The 23,980-nt window shown below is 69.0% G+C and carries 11 protein-coding genes, 2 pseudogenes and 1 CRISPR repeat array; of the genes and pseudogenes, 4 read left to right on the top strand and 9 right to left on the bottom strand.

Annotated elements, in window-relative coordinates; translation table 11 throughout:
* The first annotated feature begins 1,195 nt into the window (after nt 1-1,195).
* Nucleotides 1,196-5,962 (top strand): LamG-like jellyroll fold domain-containing protein, encoded by a 4,767-nt coding sequence (locus AB0G52_RS39975; protein WP_361344054.1) that lies wholly within the window; start codon nt 1,196-1,198, stop codon nt 5,960-5,962.
* A gap of 112 nt (nt 5,963-6,074) precedes the next feature.
* Here AB0G52_RS39975 and AB0G52_RS39970 read toward each other — a convergent pair.
* The 7 genes and pseudogenes from AB0G52_RS39970 to cas3 form a co-directional block, all read right to left on the bottom strand.
* Nucleotides 6,075-6,638, bottom strand: a pseudogene (locus tag AB0G52_RS39970) (helix-turn-helix domain-containing protein); the annotation flags it as partial.
* Between the two features lie 971 nt (nt 6,639-7,609).
* Complete coding sequence (cas6e, locus tag AB0G52_RS39965) at nt 7,610-8,287, bottom strand: type I-E CRISPR-associated protein Cas6/Cse3/CasE (protein WP_361344051.1); 678 nt, start codon at nt 8,285-8,287, stop codon at nt 7,610-7,612.
* 105 nt (nt 8,288-8,392) lie between these two features.
* On the bottom strand, nt 8,393-9,127 hold the full coding sequence (gene cas5e, locus AB0G52_RS39960; protein ID WP_361344048.1) for a type I-E CRISPR-associated protein Cas5/CasD: 735 nt from the start codon (nt 9,125-9,127) through the stop codon (nt 8,393-8,395).
* A 5-nt stretch (nt 9,128-9,132) separates the two neighbouring features.
* Nucleotides 9,133-10,296: a type I-E CRISPR-associated protein Cas7/Cse4/CasC gene (cas7e, locus tag AB0G52_RS39955; RefSeq protein WP_361344046.1), complete on the bottom strand. Its 1,164-nt coding sequence runs from the start codon at nt 10,294-10,296 to the stop codon at nt 9,133-9,135.
* Between the two features lie 14 nt (nt 10,297-10,310).
* Nucleotides 10,311-10,943: a type I-E CRISPR-associated protein Cse2/CasB gene (gene casB, locus AB0G52_RS39950; RefSeq protein ID WP_361344043.1), complete on the bottom strand. Its 633-nt coding sequence runs from the start codon at nt 10,941-10,943 to the stop codon at nt 10,311-10,313.
* Complete coding sequence (gene casA, locus AB0G52_RS39945; RefSeq protein WP_361344040.1) at nt 10,940-12,601, bottom strand: type I-E CRISPR-associated protein Cse1/CasA; 1,662 nt, start codon at nt 12,599-12,601, stop codon at nt 10,940-10,942. The genes casB and casA overlap by 4 nt, the downstream gene beginning before the upstream one ends.
* A gap of 500 nt (nt 12,602-13,101) precedes the next feature.
* Nucleotides 13,102-15,531, bottom strand: a complete 2,430-nt coding sequence (gene cas3, locus AB0G52_RS39940) for a CRISPR-associated helicase Cas3' (RefSeq protein WP_361344037.1) — start codon at nt 15,529-15,531, stop codon at nt 13,102-13,104.
* 2,952 nt (nt 15,532-18,483) lie between these two features.
* Here cas3 and AB0G52_RS39935 point away from each other — a divergent pair.
* Nucleotides 18,484-18,921 carry a hypothetical protein gene (locus AB0G52_RS39935; protein WP_361344034.1) on the top strand — a complete coding sequence of 146 codons (438 nt, stop codon included), beginning with the start codon at nt 18,484-18,486 and terminating at the stop codon, nt 18,919-18,921.
* Between the two features lie 4 nt (nt 18,922-18,925).
* Here the strand turns inward: AB0G52_RS39935 and istB are convergent, their stop codons facing one another.
* Both istB and istA read right to left on the bottom strand, forming a co-directional pair.
* Nucleotides 18,926-19,741 (bottom strand): IS21-like element helper ATPase IstB, encoded by an 816-nt coding sequence (istB, locus tag AB0G52_RS39930; protein WP_361344031.1) that lies wholly within the window; start codon nt 19,739-19,741, stop codon nt 18,926-18,928.
* 3 nt (nt 19,742-19,744) lie between these two features.
* Nucleotides 19,745-20,997 (bottom strand): annotated as a pseudogene (gene istA / locus AB0G52_RS39925) (IS21 family transposase).
* 383 nt (nt 20,998-21,380) lie between these two features.
* Nucleotides 21,381-21,591: direct repeats of the CRISPR family, unit length 28 nt; unit sequence GTCGGCTCCGCGCGAGCGGAGGTGTCCC.
* A 459-nt stretch (nt 21,592-22,050) separates the two neighbouring features.
* On the opposite strand from istA, the gene AB0G52_RS39920 reads away from it, so the two are divergent.
* Together AB0G52_RS39920 and AB0G52_RS39915 are read left to right on the top strand one after the other, a co-directional pair.
* The gene (locus AB0G52_RS39920) at nt 22,051-22,902 is read left to right on the top strand and encodes a methyltransferase domain-containing protein (RefSeq protein ID WP_361344028.1); all 852 of its coding nucleotides are present in this window, start codon (nt 22,051-22,053) and stop codon (nt 22,900-22,902) included.
* Entirely contained in the window at nt 22,899-23,768 is an 870-nt protein-coding gene (locus tag AB0G52_RS39915; RefSeq protein WP_361344025.1) for an IS5 family transposase, read from the top strand. Before AB0G52_RS39920 ends, AB0G52_RS39915 begins: the two co-directional genes overlap by 4 nt.
* Nucleotides 23,769-23,980 lie beyond the last annotated feature (212 nt).

The raw sequence follows: 23,980 nt of genomic DNA, 5'->3' as shown, positions 1-23,980 counted from the left end.
CCCAGCGACGTCGGGCCGGCATAGCTGCCCTTGCTGGGAGCTACAGCCTGTGCCCACACCGGTGTTCCCGAGGCCGTTGCTTTGGAGCCCGCGGCTGCTGAGTGCTTGGGCGCGGTCAGTTTCAAAGTTCCGGCCTTGGCCGCCGGCCACGCAGTCCGGGTCGGCACGACAGTGTGCCGGGTCGCGCCGGAGATACGCACGTGCTTGTGCGGAACGGGCTTCAGCCCCGTGACCGAACGGCCCAGATCCGGCTTCGGCTTCGCGGCCGACGGGACGGCCGTGGCGGTCAGGGGCTGGGCGGTCGCAGTCGATCCGAAGAGCACACTCAGGCACAGAGACCAGGCCAGAACTGCGGCCCACCCCGTCAAGAGCTTTCCGGCGGTGCGCCGGTACCGCGCCCTCGCCGCTCCGCTGTTCCTGCGCGCACGTCTACCGGACACGGCCTCCCCCTCGTCATGACGACATGCCGAAATACCGAACGACCACCTCGGCCTACAGCCGCGCTGGTGATCATTCGTCCGAGGGAAAGAACTACATGAAGGTTCAATGCAAAAGAATAAGGAGTTGGGAAAAAACCAGCCCAAGAACCTCCACAAAATTCACCAGAGGCAGACATCCAAGGCGCATAAAAGTCGTGATCTGAGTCACACCTGACCGCGTTGAGCCTGGCGGTCCCCATACGGTGGCGCAGCCCCGACCAGCCAACTTCGCGACGGTGCAGTCCGTCGGGAGAGCGGACGCACGATCCGACGGACCCGCCATGCGCTTACAAAGAGAACTTTGCGATCCATTGACCGTCATGCAGGATTCGGTCAATACCGGTCGAGGGTAGCGCTCCCGGAATTTCCCATCAGCATGAATACGTGGGGGAAAGAAAATGCAAAATAATTCGCGGACATCTCTGCCTCGTTCATGGGCACGCCGCACAATCATCGGCGCTACCGCTCTTGCTGTCTCCGGCGCCTTGGCCCTGCCCGGCCTCGCGCACGCCGCCACGCCGGCTCACGCCGACGCGACAGCCCACTCATCGGCACACGCTCCCGTCGCTCTGAGTCAGGCGCAGGCCCTGGCGAAGTCCCGGGCCACCGGTAAGCCGGTCCAGGCGACGGCAGAGACGACAGCCTCCTCGACGCTTACCGCGAACCCCAACGGCACACTGACGCTCAGACAGACCACCGCCCCGGTACGCAAACTGGTGCACGGCAGATGGAAGAGCCTGGACCCGACGCTCGTGCAGCGCGCGGACGGCACCATCTCCCCCAAGGTGTCCACCAGCTCGCTAACCCTCTCCGGCGGCAGCACGAACAAACCACTGGCGACCATGAGAGCCGGCAGTAGCTCTCTGGCCGTCTCGCTCCCCTCGGCGTTCGCCTTGCACACGCCCACCCTGTTGGGTCCCACGGCGACGTACCACGACGTCCTGCCTGGCGTGGACCTCACGGTCACCGCGCAGGACACCGGCGGGTTCAGCGAGGTCCTGGTCGTCAAGAACGCCATCGCCGCGGCGAACCCCGCGCTCACCGACCTGAACCTGTCCACCAAGGCCACAGGCGTGACCATGGCCAGTGACACGGCCGGTGACATCACCGCCAAGGACCGCAAGGGCCAGACCGTGTTCTCGGCCACCGCCCCCACCATGTGGGACTCCAGCCGACCTTCCGCGAACACGCCGAAGACGACCGATCCGCACACCGGACAGACCGTGGACCGCCGCAGCGGCATACCCCTCGCTTCCAGCCCCGCTTCTGCGGGCGACGCTGCGCAGAAGGCGAGCCTGAAAGCCGCCTATCACCGGGGACACATCAGCCTGTCTCCCGCGCGCACCCTGCTGAGGGGCAAGCACACCGTGTACCCGGTCTACATCGACCCCACTTTCGCCGTCACCTTCACGCCCTCGGGTCAGACCGACACCGTCCAGGCATGGGCGTTCGTCGACAGCGAGTGGCCCAGCACCGCGTTCTGGAAGCCCGCCGCGTCCACTCCCGGCCCCCTGCACGTCGGCTACACCGACTGGACCTCCGACGTCTCCACCAACCGGGCCTACTTCCAGACCAGCATCCACAGCAGCGTCTGGAACGCGGACGACATCCTCTCCTCCAACATCTCCTTCTACGAGAACTGGTCGGCCTCCTGCACCAAGGAGGAAGTCGACCTCTACGCGACCGATCCGATCTCCTCCAGCACCACGTGGAACAACCAGCCCAAGCACCTCCCGATCACCATCGACCCCCAGACCGTCGCCCACGGCTGGTCCACCGACTGTGGCCCCGCGGATGTCACCTTCGACATCCACAAGGTCATGGAGCAAGCCGCCGCCAACAAGTGGTCGAAGGCCACCTTCGAGCTGAAGGCCGCCGACGAGGGCAACGACCTGGCCTGGAAGCAGTTCAGCAAGCAGGCCACCATCACCACCACCTACGACCACAAGCCCGACATGCCGACCTCGCTGACCACCAGCCCCCCCAGCAGCTGCTCCGCCACCACACCCACCTCCCTCGGTCTGGGTGACGTCACCCTGCGTGCCGGGGTGTCAGACCAGGACGGCACCACCAGCCCGCTCACTGCCAACTTCACCCTGAAGAACATGTCGAGCGGCACGACCTACACGCGGGCGATCAACGCCACCAGCGGCACCATCGCAAGCACCCCCTACTCCCACACCAGCAGCTCCGGGCCCTTCCAGGCGCTGACCGCGAAGACCGAGTTCGCCTGGTATCTCACCGTCACCGACCAGCACCTGACCAGCAGCCAGTCGAAGACCTGCCACTTCTACTACGACCCCACTGCCCCCGGCGCCCCCACCATCGCCCCCGGCACGTCCACCACGAGCCAGTGCTCCGAACTCACTGACAGTCCCTTGGGCGACAGCCTGTGCACGGTGGGTACAGCCGCGAGCTTCACCATCACCGACCCCAACACCACCACCGCGCCCGGCAGTTACCGTTACCAGCTCAACGGCGGCAACCCGGTCAGCGTCCCCGCAGCCACCTCCAGCCCCTACACCGCCACCATCTCACTCAAACCGACCACCCAGACCGACGTCCTGACCGTCACCGCCGTCTCCAGCACCGGGAACATCGGAGACACTGACGACTACCGGTTCATCGCCAAGGCTCCCGTCACCGCCGCGCCCGACGATCTCAACGGCGACGGCAACGCCGACCTGCTGACCGTCGGCGGCAAGAACTCCCTGCCCGCAGGGCTCTGGCAGGCCACCGGGGCGGGAAGCGGCAAGGTCGACCCGGTCGCCCGGAACATCGGCATCGACGGCAACGGCATCTCCACCGCCCAGACCGCCACCTCCTTCACCGCTAGCCAGACCATCACCGGCCACTTCTTCACCGGAGCCGGATACAACGACGTCCTCGACTACTACTACGACCCCTCCAAGGGAGCCATCAGCGGCGAGATCCTGCGCGGCCAGGGCGACGGCACCGACCTCCAGCCCGTCGACTCCCTCCCTATCAGCAACTCCGCCGGCGTCTTCGCCCTGACCGACGCCGCCGGCAACGATGACGGCACCACCGCCGGCACCACCACTGCGGCCACGTCCATCGCCAGCGGCGGCAGCCTGTACAACACCCTCAGCGGCTACACACCGACGGGCTACCCGGACCTCCTCCTGCTGATCAACGGCCACCTGTACGACGAATCCGCCGACAACGGTCGGGGCAAGTACGTCGGAGCTGACAACGCCATCGACCTGGGCAACTACAACCCGTACTGCCTCGCCCAGAACACCAGCACCACCAGCTGCATCACCGACTGGACGGGCTGGACCATCACCAGCACCCTCGACGCCAATGGCCTGCCGGAGCTGTTCGCCCGAGACACCAGTGCCAACCACACCAGCGACCCCTCCGCCGGCCAGCTGTGGTACCTCAGCCCTGACAATCTCCAGGCCCTCGCGAACGGCGCCTCCGCCCTCACCCCCGTCGAGGTCGCCAGCACCGGCTGGGACTCCGTCAACCAGCCCACTCTCCAGGCCGCGGACATCAACAACGACGGAACACCCGACCTGTGGACAGTCAGCAGCACCGGTACCGCCACCGCCTATGAGATGACTCCTTCCGGCACTCTCGCCACCCCCATCGCCCAGGCCCTGAGTACCGATACCCACGACTGGCCCCTCAACGACTACGACACCACCAAGCTCACGGCCGACGACGCAGCCGCCACTGCAATCACCCTCACTGGCACCAGCGGCGTCACCGCCCCCGAAGGGGGACTCTTCGACCCCGACGTCCAGCTCGACGCGAGCAACCACGACTACCTCCAGGGCAGCAAGGCCCTGGACCTGACCAAGTCCTTCACTGTGTCCGTTTGGGCCAACCCCACCGCCTACGGCGGCGCCGTCCTCTCCCAGAGCGGCAGCGCCGACTCCGGCATTCTGCTCCTGCCCACCACAGGCGGCTGGCAGTTCAGCCTCAACACCGGCGCCGGCACCGCCTGGGACTTCGACACCGTCACCGGCGGCACCGTCCACCTCGGCACCTGGGCCCACCTGACCGCCACCTACGACAAGACCACCGGCGTCATGAACCTGTACGTCGACGACGTGTTCGTTGCCACTGGCAACCACCCCGCACCCAGCATCGGCGCCACCGGCAACTTCCTGCTCGGCAACGACTTGCACACCCTCAACGACACCTCGCACACCATCGTCCACGACTACCTCACCGGCGAACTCGCTCGCGCCCGGACCTGGACGAACGCCGTCGTGCCTCCGGCCCAGCCCTATACCCCGGCCGGCTACCACCAGGCCGTCACCCCGACCCGCGTCCTCGACACCCGCAGCAGCGGCGGCCTGACCTACACGTCCGGCATCACCGCAGGCGCCAGCACGGTCACCTCCGACTCCGTCACCCAACTCAAGATCGCGGGTGACACCGTCACCACACCGGTCAGCGGCGCACCCGCTAAAATCCCCAGCACCGTCACCGCCGTCGCTGTCGACGTCACCGCCACCGCACAGACCGACCACGGCTACGTCACCACCTACGCCGACGGCACCCAGCGCCCCGTCACCTCGTCCACCAACTTCACCGCCGGCACCACCAGGACCGGCTACCAGATCGTCCCCGTCGGCAACGACGGCAAGATCGACCTCTACACCCACCTCGACACCAGCAGCGCCACCACCGCCCTCATCGTCGACGTCACCGGCTACTTCACCAGCGACCCCTCGCTCACCGGCAACCAGACCTACACCCCGCTGACCAGCCAGGTCCGCGCCCTGGACACGCGCTCCAGCGTCGCCCACACCAGCCTGACAACCACCGGCACCGTGGCCGCCGGCACCAACTTCACCCTCCAGATGACCGGCCTCAACGGCATCCCCAGCAACGCCACCGCCGTCGCCGTCAACCTCGCCGCCGCCAACGCCGCCGGCACCGGCTTCCTCCAGGCCTACGCCACCGGATACGCCCCCACCGCCGACACCAGCCTCAGCTTCAACCCCGGCAACGCCATCGCCTCACTCTCCGGCGACGTCCCCATCGGCACCTCCGGAACCATCACCATCTCCGTCCACAGCAGCGCCGCCGCCGTCATCGCCGACATCTCCGGCTACTACACCACCAGCACCACCGGCCAGAAATTCCACACCGTCAACCCAACCCGCCTCGTCGACACCCGCAGCGGCATCGGCGGAAGCAAAGGCGTCGTAGCCCCCCTCGGCACCTACCCCGTGACCAGCAGCACCACCCAACAGGTCACCACCGCCACCACCCCCACGCTCGCCGCCATGCTCACCGTGACCGACACCGCCGGCAGCGGATACGCCATCGCCTACCCCGCCGCCGTCGGCAAACCCGCCACCAGCAGCCTCAACTGGGGCACCGGCGACACCCTCGCCAACCTCACCCTCACCCCCACCGACACCAACGGACAGATCAGCATCTACAACAACAGCGACGGCAACGCCGACTTCGTCGTCGACACCAGCGGCTACTACACCTGACCGACTCATCAAGCCGTAACAGGTAGGGGCCGGGCCGCCATGACGGGGCCCGGCCCCTACCTGCGCGCAGCGTACGGAGAGACTGCGGGCCAATCACCCCCTTCCCCCCAGCCCGGTCCCAGACCAGCGTCTTCGTGACGCGGCCGATGCCGTGGATCAGGGACCACATTCCCGACAGGATGTCGCCGGCCTGCCGGGACGGGATCATCACTGCGGTCATGAAGCGGGAGAAGCCGAGCGTCATGACCAACACCGGCAGGACCCGCTGCTGACCGGCCCCGACCTGCACATTCGTCTCCGGGAACCACAAGTCGCACTGGGCGACCTGCCCGGGTTCGTAGGTGACGCGATCGACCGGGTCGATGCCCACGTACTCAGGCCGGATCAGCGCGAGCCGCTTGCGCAGCGGCGGCAGCGAGTAAGGCCAGCCGATCCGGTCGGCGATCACGGGGGCGGGCATCCGTGGCCATTCCTGCAGCAAGGCCCGCATCTGGGACTCGTAGGCGTCCGCAACCTGGCCGCGGGGCTCGCGTTCGTACTTCGGCGGCCGATCCGAGTTCAATGCGGCCCGAACCGTGTTCCGGGCCACCCCGAGTCGACGCGCGATCTCCTTGATGGGCATCCCCTCCGCCCTATGAAGCCGGCGTATCTCTGCCCAGTCCTCCACCTTCAGCACCCTCCAAGAGTCAGGAGGGGTCAAGATTTGCGGACTGCTCGGGGGTCAGTTTTCAGGAATCGCCGACACGGGACACCTCCGCGGGCGCGGAGCGGACTACTGCGGGTCCACGTACCAGGCCTTGGTGTCCGGGACACCTCCGCGGGTACGGAGCGGACACCCTAACGAGCTGCACCGGTTTCGATCTGCACGGGACACCTCCGCGGCCGCAGAGCGGGCTTCGCCACCGACGCCACCTCAGTGGCGAACTACGGGACACCTCCGCGGGCACGGAGCGGACCCCTTGAATTCGGCCATGCGCTGATTGAACGTCGGGACACCTCCGTCGGACGCGGAGCGGACGACAAGCTACTGTCCGGGACGAACCGGGATGCCGGGACACCTCCGCAAGCGCGGAGCGGACATCCCGCTCAAGGGCCGCACCGTCGTCATCTGCGGGACACCTCCGTAGGCGCGGAGCGGACCCGTCGCTTCTACTTCATCCTCGCCCGAGACGTCGGGACACCTCCGCGGGTGCGGAGCGGACAACCAGCCGAGTTCGTTGGCGAACGTCCAGTCCGGGACACCTCCGCGAGCGCGGAGCGGACAGATCGAATCCCCGGAACGTCGGGCAGCCCTTCGGGACACCTCCGCGGGCGCGGAACAAACTGGGCCGTACGCGCGTTGGGGCCCGACCGGTACGGGACACCTCCACGGGCGCGGAGCGGACGTCTACAACTCGGACATCAGCAAGGTGTGGGGCGGGACACCTTCACGGGCGCGGAGCAGACAACACCGAGAACGGCCAGTTCGCCGTCGACAACGGGACACCTCCGCGAGCACAGAGCGGATCCGCTCGGTCATGGGCGCACTCCAAGACGCGAGGGCTGCTGGCCCGGCGGGAGTCGATAACGCGCGGGAGCATGGCGATGGTGGGCGCGGCTAGGCGTCTGCGGCTTTGTCCTGGCTGGGTGTGGTGTGGTGTGGTGCGCTCATGCGGGGTCCGGTGCTGGGGCGATGCTGAGCAGGCCGCAGCCGTATGCCTTGCCGCGGCCGATGCCGTTGTGGATCGCTGTCCGGAGCAGGTCGGGGTCGATGATGGTGGCGGTGCCGTCGAAGCGCACGCGGTGGTGGCGCACCCGGTTACCGCGTTCCTTGGCGGAGGTGCGGGGGCCTTGGTGGTCGCGGACGGATTCGGCGGGCTGGGAGTGCAGGGTCAGGGGCTTGAGTCCGGCCTGGCCGGCTTGGCGGTGCCACCAGGCGTCGGCGGCTTCTCCGTGGAGGTCAACGACGGCGGGCAGCTGGTAGAGGGTGCGGGTGGTGGCTCCGGGTTTGCGGACAGGGGAGGCAGTGCAGCGGTAGCGGAGGGTGCGTCCGGGGGTGAGGGCGTCAAGGAGCTGGTCGAGGGGGCGGCTGACGAGGGTGCCATAGCCGTCGGGCAGGCCGGTGGGGTCGGGGGGCAAGTTGGACTGCAGGAGCAGGTAGCTGCCGGAGGAGGTGTCCTCGACACGGAAGAGGACGCCGAAGTGGGTGCGGGCACTGTCCTTTATGCCGTCGGGGAAGAGGGACATGACCCGGCGGTGGAGGGAGGTGCCGTGGGTGCCGTTCAGTTCCTGCTGGGCCAGGCGGGAGGTGGGGCTGGGGGTGAGGCGGGTGAGCCACAGGGTCACCGGATGCTCCCTTCTGCGGCGGGGCGAGCTTCGGGTGTGAAGGTGGGCGACGTGTAGGCGGTGAGACGCAGCAGGTTGGTGGGCCGGTAGACGGCGCGCAGGCGCTCAGGCGGCGTCATTGCTGACCATTGCGGGCGTGAGGGGGATGTGGCCGGTGTGTACGGCTCGCGGTGCGAAGGTGCGTTGCTGGGGGCGGAAGGAGAGTGGGTGGTCGTGTCGTAGTTCGACGTCGAGGATCCAGGGTTCGGCGTCGATGACGGTGCGCAGCCATGTCTGGGCGGGCTCGTCGGGGGCGGGGCGGTGGCGGGTGCGGATGTGGGGCTGGTTCTCCAGCCAGGGGTGGAGGGTCAGTGCCTCGTCGAGCGGTCGTTGGGTGATGGCCTGGTGCTCGCCTGGAAGTCCGTGGCTCGTGAGGGGCCGGGCGGGGACGAAGGCTTTGCGTCCGAAGTAGAGAGGCCAGCGCGGTCGGTCGAGGGCGTTGTGGAGGCGGTCAAGGAGTGGGGCATCGTCTGATTCGAGGGCGACGAGGAAGAGGGCGTCGGCCAGGTAGAAGCGTTTGGTGACGGCAGTGCGGTGCTGCTGTCCTTGGGTGTTGGGCACGTTCTGGACGGTGTGGAAGTCGCTTTCGACGATGCCTTCCCGGTCGACGCGTACGCCCATGCGGAGGGTGGCCAGGTGCTGGATGTCCTCGTCGGCGTCCTTGGGGATGCCGAGGGCGGCGGCGAGGAGGCCGACGACACCGGATTTGGTGGGTTCGGTGGCGGTGTCGCGGCTGTTGAACTGTGATCTGGTGCCCCAGGACTGCATGGGGGCGTCGAAGCACATCAGCAAGGTGGGCATGGCGGTCAGTTCTTGGTCGCGGTCAGGAGGCGGGCGGTGAAGGCGTCGAGGGTGGGAGCGATCTCGTCGTCGGGCACGCCGGTGAGGGCGGGGCCGACGGCGGCGATGCTGGTGTGGCGCAGCTGGGTGTCGCCGTAGAAGCCGCGCAGTTGCTGGAAGTGGTCGACGAGGCGCTGGGTGGATGCGGCCATGAGGTCGGGGACGTCGGTGACGGGGCTGAGGAAGGCGTTGGCCAGATTCCAGGCGCCGGTTTCGCGGACGACTCCGAGAAGGGCCTGGGGCATGGTGCGTGCGGCCATGGAGTTCTGCTTGCCGCCGGGCACGGCGTGGATGAAGGAGTACAGCCAGGCGCGGGCCGCGCGGGCGACGAGGTCGGGGTCGGCGGGCAGGTTGGTGGCGAGCTGGTCCAGGTCGAGGTTGGCGTAGCGGTAGAAGCAGGCGGTGTTGAAGTCGACGGTGCCGATCATGTCCGCGGCGGGTTCGGCGTTGGGCCGTAGGTCATCGAGGGCGGTGTAGTAGTCGAATTCGTTGACGACGGCGTGGGTGGACAGGGCGTGAGCGACCTGTGAGGCGGCGTTGACGTTGAAGTCGGTGTTGTCGGCGATCATGCGTCCGAACAGGGCGATGTCGGCGGCCCGGGTGCCGTCCAGGATGCGCTGGGTGTGTTCCTGGGCCTGCTTGGTGGGTTTGGCGGCGGCCGTCTTCGCGGTCTTCTTCTGCGGCGTCTTCTCGGTCTTCTCCTTGCGTGCTTTCGCGTCGGCCACGGTCTTGGCGAGGGTGTCCCACCGTTCGTCGCAGTAGTCGGCGAGGTGTTCCTGGGCGGGCCGGCCGACGTAGAGGAGGTACTTGGTCAGGCCGGTCGCGGGGTGCGCGGCGAAGCCGATCTCCTCCAGGCCGGCCTGGCAGACGTCCAGGGCTTCGTCCTTGTTCCGGCCGCGGTCGGCGAGGATGCCGGCTGCGGCGTCGCGGAGGCGTTTGGTGCGTACGCCCAGCTCGGAGGTGTCCAGGCCGTGTTGGGCGAGGAGTTGGCGTGCGGCGCGTTTGAGGGACTGGCTGGAGATGCGGGCGCGGGTGTGGCCGCCGAAGCGGGCGGTTTTGGGCTGTCCGAGGTCGTCCCGGTTGAGGTTGCTGACGGGGAAGGACTGCAGGAGGTGGAGCTCGATGAGCATGGCGGGTCTCCGGTTTAGGCGGTGGTGTCGGCGGGGGCCGGGGTGGGCTCGGTCGTGGCGGCGGGGGTGGGACGGCTGGCGCGGTGGTAGTCGCGGGCCCAGGTCAGGCGGATCCGCTGGCGGCGTTCCGCGTTACGCCCGTAGGGGTCGTTGGCCAGGAGGTCGACGAGTTCATTGAGCAGGCGGTAGTAGTCGACCGGAATGTCGGCGGTCGCCAGGAGCTGTACGCACTGGCGCAGGTAGTGGGGCAGGGCTGCGTTTTCGACGGAGACCAGCTGGGTGAAGCGCCGTTGCACCGAGTCACCGCGGTCTTGCGCGAGTTGGCCCATGGCGGTGCCGATGGAGGGTCTGCTGCGTTCGCCGTGGTGAGGCTGGGGGTGCAGGGCGAACAGGCCTGCGGCCAGCAGCCAGATGTGCTGTTCCGATTCGGGTGGGTCGAAGTCGAAGACGGTGGTGTAGGCGTCGGCTTCCTGGCGGGGGCCGGCGAAGCAGCGGCGCAGGCGTGCCATGGTGCGGCGGGCTTCTGCGGCCGCGTGCCGGTTGTCGGAGGACATCGACCGCTGCAGGCCGTAGAGGTGGGTGATGAACGCGCCGCGACGCTGCTGGATGTTGTCCGGTTGAGGGGCCGGGGGGCTTGCGGTGGTCATGCGTCCTCCAGGGGTGGCGCGCTGTAGCGGGCGAGGCCGCCGCGGAAAATGTTCTGCAGCTTGTGGCGGGCGAGTTGGAAGTCGTCGAAGTGGGCGCTCGCGGTCAGCAACAGGCGGTCGCGGCGCGGTGTCCCTTGCAGCCACTGCCAGGCGGTTTTGTCGGCGAGGTCGGAGACGGCCTGGCCCCAGCGTTCGGCGGGCTCGGTCTCGCTGGTGCCGTGCAGGAGGGCCTGGCCCAGCTCGCGCAGGAACGCGGCGAACGGCGGTGCCAGCTGCGGCCAGTAGAGGATCTCCAGCTCGCTGGACTTCTTCTCCTGGTCCTTGCTGAGCTGGCGGTGGAAGTCCGCCGCGTACTGGCGTTCCATGAGCTTCAGCTGCTCGCCGAGGTCGTTGGCCAGGGACACCGCGTAGCCCAGGATGCGGCCGATGCGGGCGCTGTCGGCCCGCATGAGTGCGACCGGTGCGGGAACGGCTTCCTCGTACCAGGCGTAGGTGTCTCCGCCCTGGTCACCGAGCTGCTGCCCGAAGATCCGCAGGGTGTAGACGGTGTCCTCGGGGATGTGGCCGTCCTCGACGAGTTCGGCGATGTGGTCCAGTGCCGCGGGCCGCCGCCGCTCCGGTTCCTGGGCCGGCAGCGGCCCCTTGGCATAGCGGGCCGCGCGCCAGGTGTTCCACCAGCGCTTGTCGGACGCCAGCAGCAGCTCCTGGCTGTGGCGCCACACACCGCGCAGTTCATCCAGGGTGACCGCCCTCAGATCGCCCTGCTTGCCGCCCCGGAGCCATGGGCGGCGGTAGGCCGCCATGGCCTCCCACTCGACGAGGTCACCCTCCAGCCGCGTCCCCGGGGTCAGCACCACCCCGTTCACCTCGGTGGTACCGGAGGAGGTCGTAGTGGACAGCAGGATGCGCCTTGACGGCCAGGTGAGCAGGTCCGTCCATCCCAGCGGGGTACGCGCATCCGGCTCGGGAGCGGGAGGCTGCTCGGCTTCCCACACCGGCCGGTCCCGCCCCGTGGTGCGCGCGGGCAGTTCATCGTCCGGCTGGTAGCGCTGCATGTTCAGCAGCAGGGTCTCGTGCAGACTGGCGCCCTCGACCAGCACACAGCCGAAGCGATTACCCAGACCGCCCTCCGCGGTGCGCTCCTTGCGGTAGGGCTGCTTCGTTCCCGAGGTGTCGTACGCCTGGACGGTCACCAGCCAGCGGGCCGCCTGTGCCGCCGCAAGGACCGGACGCTGGTCGGCCGTGGTGTGATCGAACAGGGTCCGGTTGCTGCCCGTGGCCCAGCCGGCCACGAGCTTCGCCGTGCTGCCCGGGGCGTTGTCCAGCGCCGGGCACTGGAAGAACGGCATGTCCGGGTCGAACAGATCGAAGCGGGAGTGCCACGTCTCCTGGTATGCGGCCAGTTCTGCAGCAGGTAGTCCGCCATCGGTCTGGGCCTGCCACAGCTGCGCCCAGCGGGCGGCGTCCAGTGGCTGGTACACCCGGTGCGCGAGAGCCAGCAGCAGGCGGTGCAGGGCCGCGGTCATGGTCGGTGAAGATCCCGCAAGGCGCCGGTAGGAGGCTGCCTCACGCAGTGCCTGGGCCAGGCTGATCTCTTGGCGGGCGCCGTCCATGCGCACCGCCGGCAGCCATGGTTCGGTCAGCAGGTTGAAGCCCACAGTGTGTCGTTCCTCCCCCAACTGTCGTGCAGGGGGCGAGTCTTGCAAACGCCACTGACAATCGAGGCGGGTTCACCCGGAATGGATCACTCGCCCCGTGATGTCGGCTGAATCCGTACGCAGCACGAGGCCGGTGCAGTATGGGCGGGAGCGGCAACGCGCTCGTGGCCTCGCCCTACAACCGAGCGCATGGCAGCGCCGCAGCCGCCACCGGACGGGAGACGGCGACTGCAGCGGCATCCCGTGTAGTACTTCCACCGCCTGCCCGGGGTCCTCGTCCGCGATGCCGTCCGACGAGGACACCGGGCAGGCGTGCAGCGTCTCGCCGCCGCCGGCCGCCGGCTCGTGGGAAGGCGGTCCTTGACGAGCGTGCGTCGGCGCACTCACCAGACCAGCGGCGAGGGGACAGGGGCGGAAGCGGATCGAACCAGTGCTTCCTCCGCAGGGCGGGCTCCGCGTCCTCACCGGCGGCCACGCGACCCTAGCCATCGGGCCTCAGGTCACTGCCAGCCGCCGTCACGCCGGTAACTGTCCTGCCGGGTCCGGCTCGCCCTGGTCGCCCGCGCGGTCAGCTCCCACAGCTGCACATCGTCCCGGGGCTGCGGCAGCCGCACTCCCTCGGCCTTCTCCTCCCGGCCGGCGATGCTGCGCTGCAGCTGAGCTGCCGCCCTTTCCCACTGCCACTCCCAGCCCCGCGGGCAGACGACCGCCTCCTGCGGGCCGTAGACCAGGTCCACCAGCTGCTGCACCTCGTCGGGACAGCGCACCTGCGTACGTCCACGCAGCACCGCCCAGGTCCGCAGCAGCACCGCCTCCGCATGCACGTTCGTCGTGTAGGAGGGAAAGGTGACCTTCTGGGCCTCCTCCTCGACTCCGGTCAGGGCCAGCAGCAGGCCGGGCCTGTCGCTGTCGCGCTGGTGGCGCTGGATGCGCCCCATCCGCTGGATCAGGCTGTCAATGGGCGCGAGGGAGCTGATCATCACGTCGAAGTCCACGTCCAAGCCCTCCTCCAGCAGCTTCGTGCCCACCACGATCGCCCGCGCCGGCCGGACCTGTTCACGGCCGGGGTCCGGGGGGCCGAACCGCGCCAGGATCTCGGCCTCCACGCGGGCCCGCCGCGCCTCCTCCAGCTGCCCGTGCAACAGGAACACCTCGGGCCGTTCCCCCTGTGGCAGCGCCTCGACGAGCTGGAGGATCTGCTCATACGCCTCCTCGGCATGCCGGACCAGGTTCTGCACCACGGCCACGCAGCGCCCCTCACCGGCCTGCCGCAGCGCCCACTGGGCCCGCTCCGCGAAGGCGACCCGCGACAGCTCCACCACCCGGCCGCTGTTCAGCTCCGAGGCCGCCACGTCCACCACCTGCACGGCATCGCAGCTCTCATCCGCCCACACCACCCGCGGATACACTCCCGGCGCTGCGGCAACCGCAGCCTGCGTGCCGGGCCTGCGTCCCTGCGCGCCGGCCAGCCAGCTCTCCACCAGCGCCTGCTGACGCCGGGACGGCAACGTCGCCGAGAGCACCACGACCGGTACCCGCATGCGGCCGAGCCACCACAGCAGCCGGTCCATCAGCGTCGACATGTGGACGTCATAGCCGTGCACCTCGTCGAACACGACGACCTTGCCCGACAGGCCCGTCAGACGGACGAAGACGTGGCTGGAGCGCAGTGCCGCCATCAGCGCCTGATCGACGGTCCCCACCCCCACCGGGGCCAGCAGACCGCGTTTGTGGGCGAACCACTGCGCGGCCTGCCCGTCCCCGTCACCCTCACCGTCCACATCGACACCGACCGGCCGCAGTGCAGCGGCCGGATCTACCGCCGCAGCACGGCCCTTGAGGTATTCACCGGCCGTGGAGTGCAGCAACCGCACAGGCACGTCCGCCTCCTCCAGCAACTCCTCCACCGTCTCGAAGGCCTGATTGCTCGTCACACGCGAGGGCATCGCCGCATAAAAGCCCTGCAGACCCAGCCGGCGCACCAACTGCGCCACCGCCTGCAACGCGGCCTTCGTCTTGCCCTCCCCCGTCGGGGCCGCCACCACCACGATTCCCGGCCCCCGCATCCCCGCCACCACCGACTCGACCGCCACCTGCAGCGGACGCGGCTGCGCCTCGCCCGGGAAAAGGGCCGCGAAACCCGTCTCACGTGGCGCCCGCCAGGGCCGCCACGCCAGCTTCTCGATCTTGCGCGCCTCGTCCACGCGCGCCTGCGCGAGGTAGGCAGACAGGTCGACATCCAGGCCTGCATACGACGTCTCCGGGCGTGCCGAGGCGATCCAGTCGCTCACCGAGGCCAACCCGGCCAGCGCCACCACCGCCTCCGGACTCAGCCGCACCTCCTGCCAGGGCAGCTCGTCCGGTTGGGGCAGGCCCCACAAGGAGACGACCCGGCCGACCAGCTCGTCGCACGCGGCCGCCCACCGCGGCCCCCCGTTGTCCCCCACCGCCTCCCGCGCCTGCTGCACCGCCGCAGCCGACGGAACCAACCCGTGGTGGCCGCCCAACGCCCACGCGACCGACCGCGCGGTGGCCGGCACCGCACCCCACGACCGCAACAACCGTGCCAGGTGCACCGCCGTCAGCAGACCGTGATGACAGTCCGTACGCGCCCCGGAATCCCGCCACCGGGCCAACCGGCCAACGTCAGCCCCCGCCACCGGCCCCAGGGCCGGCACCGCCACGTCCTGCCGCAACCCCTGGAACGCCGGCGACAGCTTCCCCAGATCATGCAGACCACAAAGCACCGACACCCAACCCGCCGCATCCCCCAGCGGACCGAAACCCGCCTCCAGCTCCGCACGACAGTGCGGCCCCACCAAAACCCCCACCAGCCCCTCAGCCACCACGGCCGTATCCAGCACATGACAGATCAAAGGGTGCGGAACAGCACCACGCCCCAACTTCCCCCACGCACCCCGAACATCCACCCCAACCCCCCGTCCCACGAACTACCCCGATCACGAAACCTCAACATCGCACCACCGCACCGAAACCCGCCACCGGACACCAGTAATCTGACGACCACCAGCGAGCTCCGCACCGCACGCACCTTGACAACAACAATCCCAACCCTGATCAGGCAGGGGAAGTTCGGACGGACAGCCCGGCCACAACACCAGGTAGGCCGCCTTCCGAGCACGCGAAGACGGCCCACAGTCGTCGGCATCAGCGCGGTCGACGGCCGTACCGACTCCGTACAAGCGGAGGTGTCCGTACACGACCGCCGGATCCGGCCAGTCCGTGTCGCCAACTCCGCCCGACCGGAGGTGTCCCGCCGTAGATGGCTTGATTGGAATCGCCCACCGCGCCGGCTCCGCGCCAGCGGAGGTGACCCAGACGCCCAAGACAACGCCACGGTGACGACTCCATGGGCGCCGCGCAAGTGGAGGTATCCAGAAGGAAGACAAGCTCCTCCGATGCCTCGCCGCGTCGGCTCCGCGCGAGCAGAGCTGTCCCGCTCGTCGAGGACAAGGCCAACGGCACCGCGGTGTCGGCTCCGCCAAGCGGAGGTGAACCGCAGCAGCTACAGACCACGATCGAACCAGCAGGTCGGCTTCACGAGAGCGGAGGTGTCCCGCCGAACGCATCCCACACGCAGGTCAGGCCGCGGTCGACTCTGCGCAAGCGGAGGTGTCCCGTTGAACGTGGTGCCGTTACCCACGGTCGGGTCCATGACGTTCGTGGCCAGCTCAACGTCTGTTCTGCGCGAGCGGAGATGCCCCGACCAGCCCATCGGGGATGGGTGCGTCGGCGCCGTCGGCTCTGCGCGAGCGGAGGTGCCCCGTGACCGAGGTGTCCTGGCGGTCCGCCGACGTGGTCGGCTCCGCGCGAGCGGAGGTGTACCGGTCCAGGCGGTCAGGCCGTGGTCGGAGGGCACGTCGGCTCCGCGCGAACGGAGGTATCCCGGCTGCGATGATCAACCCGATGTCGGCGGCGGCGTCGGCTCCGCGCGAGCGGAGGTGCCCCGTCGATCGCGTTCTGGTTGTTGCCGGAGAACGTGTCGGCTCCGCGCGAGCGGAGGTGTCCCATTGTATGGGGCAATGGCCGTACAGGATTGGGCGTGTCGGCTCCGCGCGAGCGGAGGTGCCCCAATGGTCTCCTGCACGTACTCGATCGCGGGCGAGTCGACTCCGCGCGAGCGGAGGTGTCCCGCGTCGGCCCTTCCTGACCAAGTTCCTACCGGGTCGACTCCGCGCGAGCGGAGGTGTACCGAGGTCGGTCTGGATCTTGCCGGTTGTCTCGTCGTCGGCTCCGCACGAGCAGAGGTGTCCCGTCGTCCTTCTCCCAGCCGGTGAGCTTGGTGTAGTTGACTCCGCGCGAACGGAGGTGCCCCGATCCCGCTGAACGAGTACGACCGGCTGCGGCTGCCGGCTCCGCGCGAGCGGAGGTGTCCCGCAGGCCGCCATCACCGCCCACCAGCTGACGGCGTCGACTTCGCGCGAGCGGAGCTGCCCCGTAGGAGTAGGCCTGGTACGTGGTGCCGGAAGTGCTGGCTCCGCGCGAGCAGCGGTGTCCCGGTCAACCAGCTGGCCGTTCAGGTCTGCCTGGGGCGGCTCCGCGCGAGCGGAGGTGGCCCGAGCGGCGCCTCTCAACTCCCCAACGCAGTAGCGTCGGCTTCGCGCGAGCGGAGGTGCCCCGGCCTACGTCGCCTCGCTTGAGCACGAGGACTGGTCGGCTCCGCGCAAGCGGAGGTGCCCCGGTCTGCCACGCCGAGGTGAACGGAAGCGTGAAGTCGGCTCCGCGCGAGCGGAAGTGCCCCGGGCACCGGGCTGTGGGACGACAAGGCCACCCTGTCGACTCCGCGCAAGCGGAGGTATGCCGATCTGCGAGACAGCGCCCCACCCAGGGGTCGGCTCCGCCAGAGCGGAGGTGCCCCGATGGTCTCGACGTGGTCGGCGAACTGGGCTGCGTCGGCTCCGCGCGAGCGGAGGTGCCCCGTGCATGACCTGCGCCGGCAGGGATGCGAGCGCGTCGGCTCCGCGCGAGCGGAGGTGTCCCGTGCCGGTGGACGGCAACGCTGGGGTCGCCGGCGTCGGCTCCGCGCGAGCCGAGGTGCCCCGCTGTCGGGGCCGATCCCGGTGCGGGTGTGGGTGTCGGCTCCGCGCGAGCGGAGGTGCCCCGTCGCACCACGACAGGCCGGCGGTCTTCGCCGAGTCGGCTCCGCGAGAGCGGAGGTGCCCCGGTGGAGCGCCCGCACCGCAGGCGCGTCGGTAGGTCGGCTCCGCGCGAGCGGAGGTGCCCCCCACTCCGAGCAGCTCACGATCCCGTCCATCGCGTCGGCTCCGCGCGAGCGGAGGTGTCCCGGTCAGGATCTCCTCGAAGATCCGGCGGTCGGCGTCGGCTCCGCGCGAGCGCGGGTGTCCCGGACAAGTACGGCATCCCGGCTGGGGGCAACCCGTCGGCTCCGCGCGAGCGGAGGTGTCCCATCGCCGGGGGTTCCCCAGCCGATTTGTGCCGCGTCGGCTCCGCGCGAGCGGAGGTGCCCCGTAGCCGTAGCCGCCGTTGCCCCGCGTCTCCTTGTCGGCTCCGCGCGAGCGGAGGTGTCCCGTCTGCGGGTTTCACGGCGGCCGGGATCGTCGCGCCGGCTCCGCGCGAGCGGAGGTGACCCGTCGGCGAGCCGCTCCTGGGACAGATTCCGCTCGCCAGGTCCGCGCAAGCGGAGGTGTCCCGAACAGGGCCTCGATCTGGATGACCACGCTGCCGTCGGCTCCGCCCGAGCGGAGGTATCCCGTACTGGTCGACCATGTACAACGCCGAGTGTCAACGCTTCGCGAAAAGTGACCCTCTGGCAGTCTCCGAAAATTGACTTTCGGTTGTGTGAGGCTCCGGTCCAGGTCCGGAGACGTTGATCGTCAGTGGCGGATGCCAGAATCCGTGGCATGCCAGACGCTGACTACTTCTCTGCCGCCGATGATGAGTCCGCCGTTGCCGTGATCGAGGCTGGCGGTCCGGTCCGTGCAGGGCTGGACGTGATCTTCCTCAAGGACATCGATCCGGTCGATGCCATCGCCCAGGTCGAGGCTGTGATGTCCGGCTGCAGTTATGAAGAGGCAAGCCAGCGCCCGAGGGTGGGACAGCTGTTGTCCTCTGAGGACGTCGACAGCCCGTTCGTCTTGACCGTGTCGGACACGCTGTGCGATGTCCTGGTCTCCGCCTCCGGGGAAGACCTTGCGGCCGCGGCCGAGGCTTGGTCTGCGGCCGGTAGGGTCGCCGGACTCGATGCGGCGACGGCAGCGGTGGTCCTGGAGGCCCTGGTCGGCCTGGCCAGACGGGCTCGCGCCGCGGACTTGCGCCTTTATTGCTGGTGGACTCTGTGACGGCTCACTCCCGTCCGGCCCGGTCTTTGGCCAGCAGCTCGCGTCGGGCCCGGGCCCGGTAGGAGTCGCCGGTGAGCGTGAGGACCTCGGCGTGATGGACCAGGCGGTCGATCATCGCGGCTGCGACGACGTCGTCGGAGAAGGTCTCTCCCCAGCGCCCGAAGGGCAGGTTCGAGGTGACCATCACGGAGCCCTGCTCGTAGCGCGAGGCGATGAGCTGGAAGAACAGGTTTGCGGCGTCCTGGTCGAACGGGATGTAGCCCACCTCGTCGATAATGATCAACTTGTAGCGGCGGATCTTCTTCAGCTCCGCCTCCAGCCGGCCGGAGTGGTGGGCCTCGGAGAGGCGGGAGATCCAGTTGCTGGCGGTGTCGAACAGGACCGAGTAGCCCGCGTGGGCGGCCTTGACCCCGAGCCCGATGGCCAGGTGTGTCTTTCCGATCCCGGGCGGCCCGAGCAGGATCACGTTCTCCGCCTTCGCGACGAACGTCCCCGTGGCCAGGTGCGCGAGGACGTCACGACGGAGCGAGGGCAGGTGGTCGAGGTTGAAGTCCTCCAGCGTCTTGACCTGTGGGAAGTGGGCGGTGCGGATCCGCATCGTGGTGCCCTTGCTCTCCCGGTCGGCGACCTGCCGCTGCAGCAGCGCGGCCAGATACTCCTCGTGGGACCAGTTCTGGTCGCGGGCCTGATCGGCCAGCTCCTCCCAGAAGGCGCCGATGGTGGGCATCTTCAGCACCCGGGTCAGGTAGGCGAGCATGGACGGCAAGCCGTCCTTCGGTGAGCCCGCCGAGGCCGGCTTGGGCTTGGTTGTTGTGGTCACGTACTACTTCGCTTTCGTGGTGGGCGGGTTGAAGTCGACGTCGAAGAGCGCGTCGTAGTCGGGCAGGGCCCGCAGTGCGACGGCATGTCCGTCGCTGTGGTGACGGGTGGCTGCCTGGCGTCGTTGGCGGTCCAGCGCGAGGGCCTCGCGCATCTTGGCGGCGGTGGCCGCGTGGACCGGGTCGGTGACGACCTGCTGCTTGGCCCCGGATCTGCTGTGGTGGGCGACGACCCTCCCCTCGCAGAACACGGTCACGGTCGCCGGTGAGGCGGTGACGTCGACGAACCGGCCGATGACCTGCGGGTCGACCGAGTAGTCGACGGTGTCGACGCGGACGTAGTAGTCCCGGCCAAGCCTGATCCGATGGCTCAGCCCGATCGGCGGGACCACGGGCGGCAGGGAGACCATCGCCAGGTAGTCGGTCTCCAGCAGGTCGACCGGGCGGCCCTGGATCGACCGGACAGTCCGCGCGTTCGCGCGAACGAGCCAGTCGACCAGCTGCTGGTTGAAGTCCGCTGGTGAGGTGAACTGGCGGCCGGGCAGGAACGAGGTCTCCAGGTACTGGTTGTTGCGCTCGACCAGGCCTTTGAACTCGGGATCCCGTGGCGGGGCGAGCTTGATTTGCGTGGCCAGGGTTCCGGCGAATGCCGCCGCCGGGGCGGTGACCTTCCAGTCCCGCCGATCGCGGCCTCCCGGTCCCAGACCAGCGTCTTCGTGACGCGGCCGATGCCGTGGATCAGGGACCACATTCCCGACAGGATGTCGCCGGCCTGCCGGGACGGGATCATCACTGCGGTCATGAAGCGGGAGAAGCCGAGCGTCATGACCAACACCGGCAGGACCCGCTGCTGACCGGCCCCGACCTGCACATTCGTCTCCGGGAACCACAAGTCGCACTGGGCGACCTGCCCGGGTTCGTAGGTGACGCGATCGACCGGGTCGATGCCCACGTACTCAGGCCGGATCAGCGCGAGCCGCTTGCGCAGCGGCGGCAGCGAGTAAGGCCAGCCGATCCGGTCGGCGATCACGGGGGCGGGCATCCGTGGCCATTCCTGCAGCAAGGCCCGCATCTGGGACTCGTAGGCGTCCGCAACCTGGCCGCGGGGCTCGCGTTCGTACTTCGGCGGCCGATCCGAGTTCAATGCGGCCCGAACCGTGTTCCGGGCCACCCCGAGTCGACGCGCGATCTCCTTGATGGGCATCCCCTCCGCCCTATGAAGCCGGCGTATCTCTGCCCAGTCCTCCACCTTCAGCACCCTCCAAGAGTCAGGAGGGGTCAAGATTTGCGGACTGCTCGGGGGTCAGTTTTCAGGAATCGCCGACACCGAGGACCAGTCGGCTCCGCACGAGCGGAGGTGTCCCGCCCTGCGCGACGCGGCGGCCCATGGTGATGCCGTCGGGCTCCGCGCGAACGGAGGTGTCCCGGCCATCCTGGAGCAGCGCGAGAGGGAGAAGGGGTCGGCTCCGCGCGAGCGGAGGTCTCCCGGCGGGCGTCGTCGAGAATGTGGTCGAGGTCCTGTCGGTTCCGCGCAAGCGGAGGTGACCCAGACGCCCAGGGCAACACCACGGTGACGACTCCATTGGCTCCGCATGGCGGAGGTGCCCCGGCCACCCACTACCCGGACGGCTACCTGAAGAGGTTGGCTCGGCGCGAGCGGAGGGTGGCCCGCTGCTGCTGTAGTACTCGTCGCCCTCCAGGCGTCGGCTCCGCGCGAGCGGAGGTGTCCCGGACGACGGCACCATGGCCCGGCCGATCCCCGAGTCGGCTCCGCGCGAGCGGAGGTGTCCCGGGGTAGTCCGTCAGGGTGCTCTGCCAGGTCCCGTCGGCTCCGCGCGAGCGGAGGTGTCCCAGCGCGGTCGGACGGCTGGCATGCGGTAGTTACCGTGCCCGATTCCACCGAGCTTCGCGTAGCCACACTCGATGCCTACAGGCTGTCCGGCTGGTGCAGGTCCAGGTAGCACAGCCGTACGCCGGGCTCACCCGCCTGCCATGTTGGGCAGGGTGCCTTCCGTGGGGCATCCCGTGAGTGCAGATCCGACGGTGTGACTAGGACGTGTCTCTCAACTTCGTTGAGGCATGAGGGGCTTCGCGGATGCTCGTAGACTCATGACGTGGCATTCATGAGCACCCCGCACTGCTGCTTCCTGTGATCGGAAGACTTTGAGGGCGATGCCGGACGGCGTCGCCCTCCTTGGTGTGCCTGCTGCATGAACCGCGCGCCCGACGCTGCCCGTTCCTTCCGAAGGCAGTGAGGCTCCGAGCACGCGCAGGCACGGTCTCTTCCCTTCACCGTTGCCAGGAGTGCCTCGTGCCCGTGTCGCTTCCCCCTGCCCTCGAAAGTTCCCTCGGCCTGTTGCGCTGCCCAACGTGCCGCACCCGCCACCTGCACCCCGGCCGCGGCGCACTGCGCTGCCCGGTAGGCCACACCTTCGACATCGCCCGCCACGGCTACGCCAGCCTGCTGACGGGCACACGCGCCACCAGCGGCGACGACGCGGCCATGGTCCAAGCCCGGAACCGGTTCCTGTCCACCGGTACCTACGCGCCCATCCGCAACCTCGGGGCCCGCCTGGCGGCCGACGCCGCCGCTGAGCAGGCCACGGTCGTGGACGTGGGGTGCGGCACGGGCTACTACCTGGCCGGCGTACTCGACCGGCTGCCAGGCGCCCGTGGCCTGGGTCTGGACACCTCAGTGCGCGCACTGCGCTCAGCAGCCCGAGCCCACGACCGAGCCGCGGCGGTGGCCTGGGACGTCTTCCGTCCCTTCCCCCTCGCCGACGGGGTGGCCGATGTCGTGCTGGACGTGTTCGCCCCGCGCAACCCGACCGAGTTCCACCGCGTACTGCGCCCGACCGGCCGGTTGATCGTGGTCCGTCCCACCGAGCGGCACCTGGCCGAGCTGCGTGACCGGCTGCCTGCGATGGTCACGATCGACCCGGCCAAGGAACAGCGCCTGCACCGGGCACTGGACCCATTCTTCGAGGAAACCGTCACCGAACACGTGGAGTACACCGCGTCCTTGACCAGGCTGGATGCCCTGGATCTGGTGACGATGACACCGAGCGCACGCCACGTAAGCCGCGCAGACCTGACCGATGACGGCCTGTTGCCCGATGAGGTCACCGTCTCCGTGCTGGCCACCGCCTACCAGCCTCGGTGACCACGAGCGGGCGCATACGCCTGCTGACCGACGAGCAGTGGGCGGGCCTGGCGCCCTGCCTTCCCCGCAACGCAGGGAAGGCAGGGCGTCCGTTCGCCGATCACCGCCGCATCACCGAAGGGATCATCTACCGGTACCGCACCGGAATCCCCTGGAGAGACCTGCCCCGCGAAGCGTTCGGGCCCTGGCAGACGGTGTGGAAGCGTCATCGCAGGTGGGCAGCGGACGGCACCTGGGACACGGTTCTGACGCAGCTGACCGCCCAGGCGGACTCGACCGGCGGGATCGACTGGACGGTCTCAATGGACTCGACGATCAACCGGGCCCACCAGCACGCCACGAACACAGCCCGGCCGGAGAAGGACACCGGCGCCGTCACCCGCCGCAGCAAGAGCGAAGCCCCAGCGACCAAGGGTGAGCCGGCGGGCCACGCGATAGGCCGGTCACGCGGCGGCTTGACGACCAAGATCCATCACGCCGTGGACGGCAACGGCCGTCCGCTGGCCGTCGTAGTCACTCCGGGCCAGGTCCACGACGCGCAGGTGTTCCCTCTCGTGCTGGGCGACATCCGGGTCCCGCGACTTGGCCGCGGCAGGCCGCGCACTACACCGGACGCTCTGCTCGCAGACAAGGCGTACGCCTCCCAGCAGATCCGCGCGGACCTCGCGTCCCGCAAGAGAAAGGGCCGCAGCGGCGGACGACCCCGCGCCCTGGACGCCGAGACCTACAAGCGCAGGAACGTCGTGGAACGATCTTTTAGCCTGCTCAAGCAGTGGAGAGGGCTGGCCACACGTTATGACAAGCTCGCGATCGTCTATCGCTCAGCAGCCGTCCTGGCGGCGGTCATCACCTGGCTACGAAGTTGAGAGACACGGCCTAGGGCCTGTCTGACAATTCCCGCCTGCCTCGCGACGCCATGCACGCACTCTCGCCGCACCGGGCCCTGACCCAAGTACGTCCAGTACGTGGGCCAGGGCCCGGCACTCCCCCAGCCTTCGGCCGGGGGGACCCCCAGAGCACGCACCTGACGCCGCGAGGCCGCCCTCCGGGCGACGACGGGAATTGTCAGACAGGCCAT

The organism is Streptomyces sp. NPDC021562 (assembly GCF_040640875.1).
Taxonomy (GTDB): domain Bacteria; phylum Actinomycetota; class Actinomycetes; order Streptomycetales; family Streptomycetaceae; genus Streptomyces.
Note: the sequence above shows the minus strand (reverse complement) of the source record. Positions and strands in the feature narration are given on the sequence as shown.

Bases quoted from the DNA above. Each gene is read 5' to 3' on its own strand.
- cas5e (WP_361344048.1), bottom strand. From the start codon at position 9,127: ATGCCCACCTTGCTGATGTGCTTCGACGCCCCCATGCAGTCCTGGGGC.
- cas7e (WP_361344046.1), bottom strand. From the start codon at position 10,296: ATGCTCATCGAGCTCCACCTCCTGCAGTCCTTCCCCGTCAGCAACCTC.
- casB (WP_361344043.1), bottom strand. From the start codon at position 10,943: ATGACCACCGCAAGCCCCCCGGCCCCTCAACCGGACAACATCCAGCAG.
- AB0G52_RS39935 (WP_361344034.1), top strand. From the start codon at position 18,484: ATGCCAGACGCTGACTACTTCTCTGCCGCCGATGATGAGTCCGCCGTT.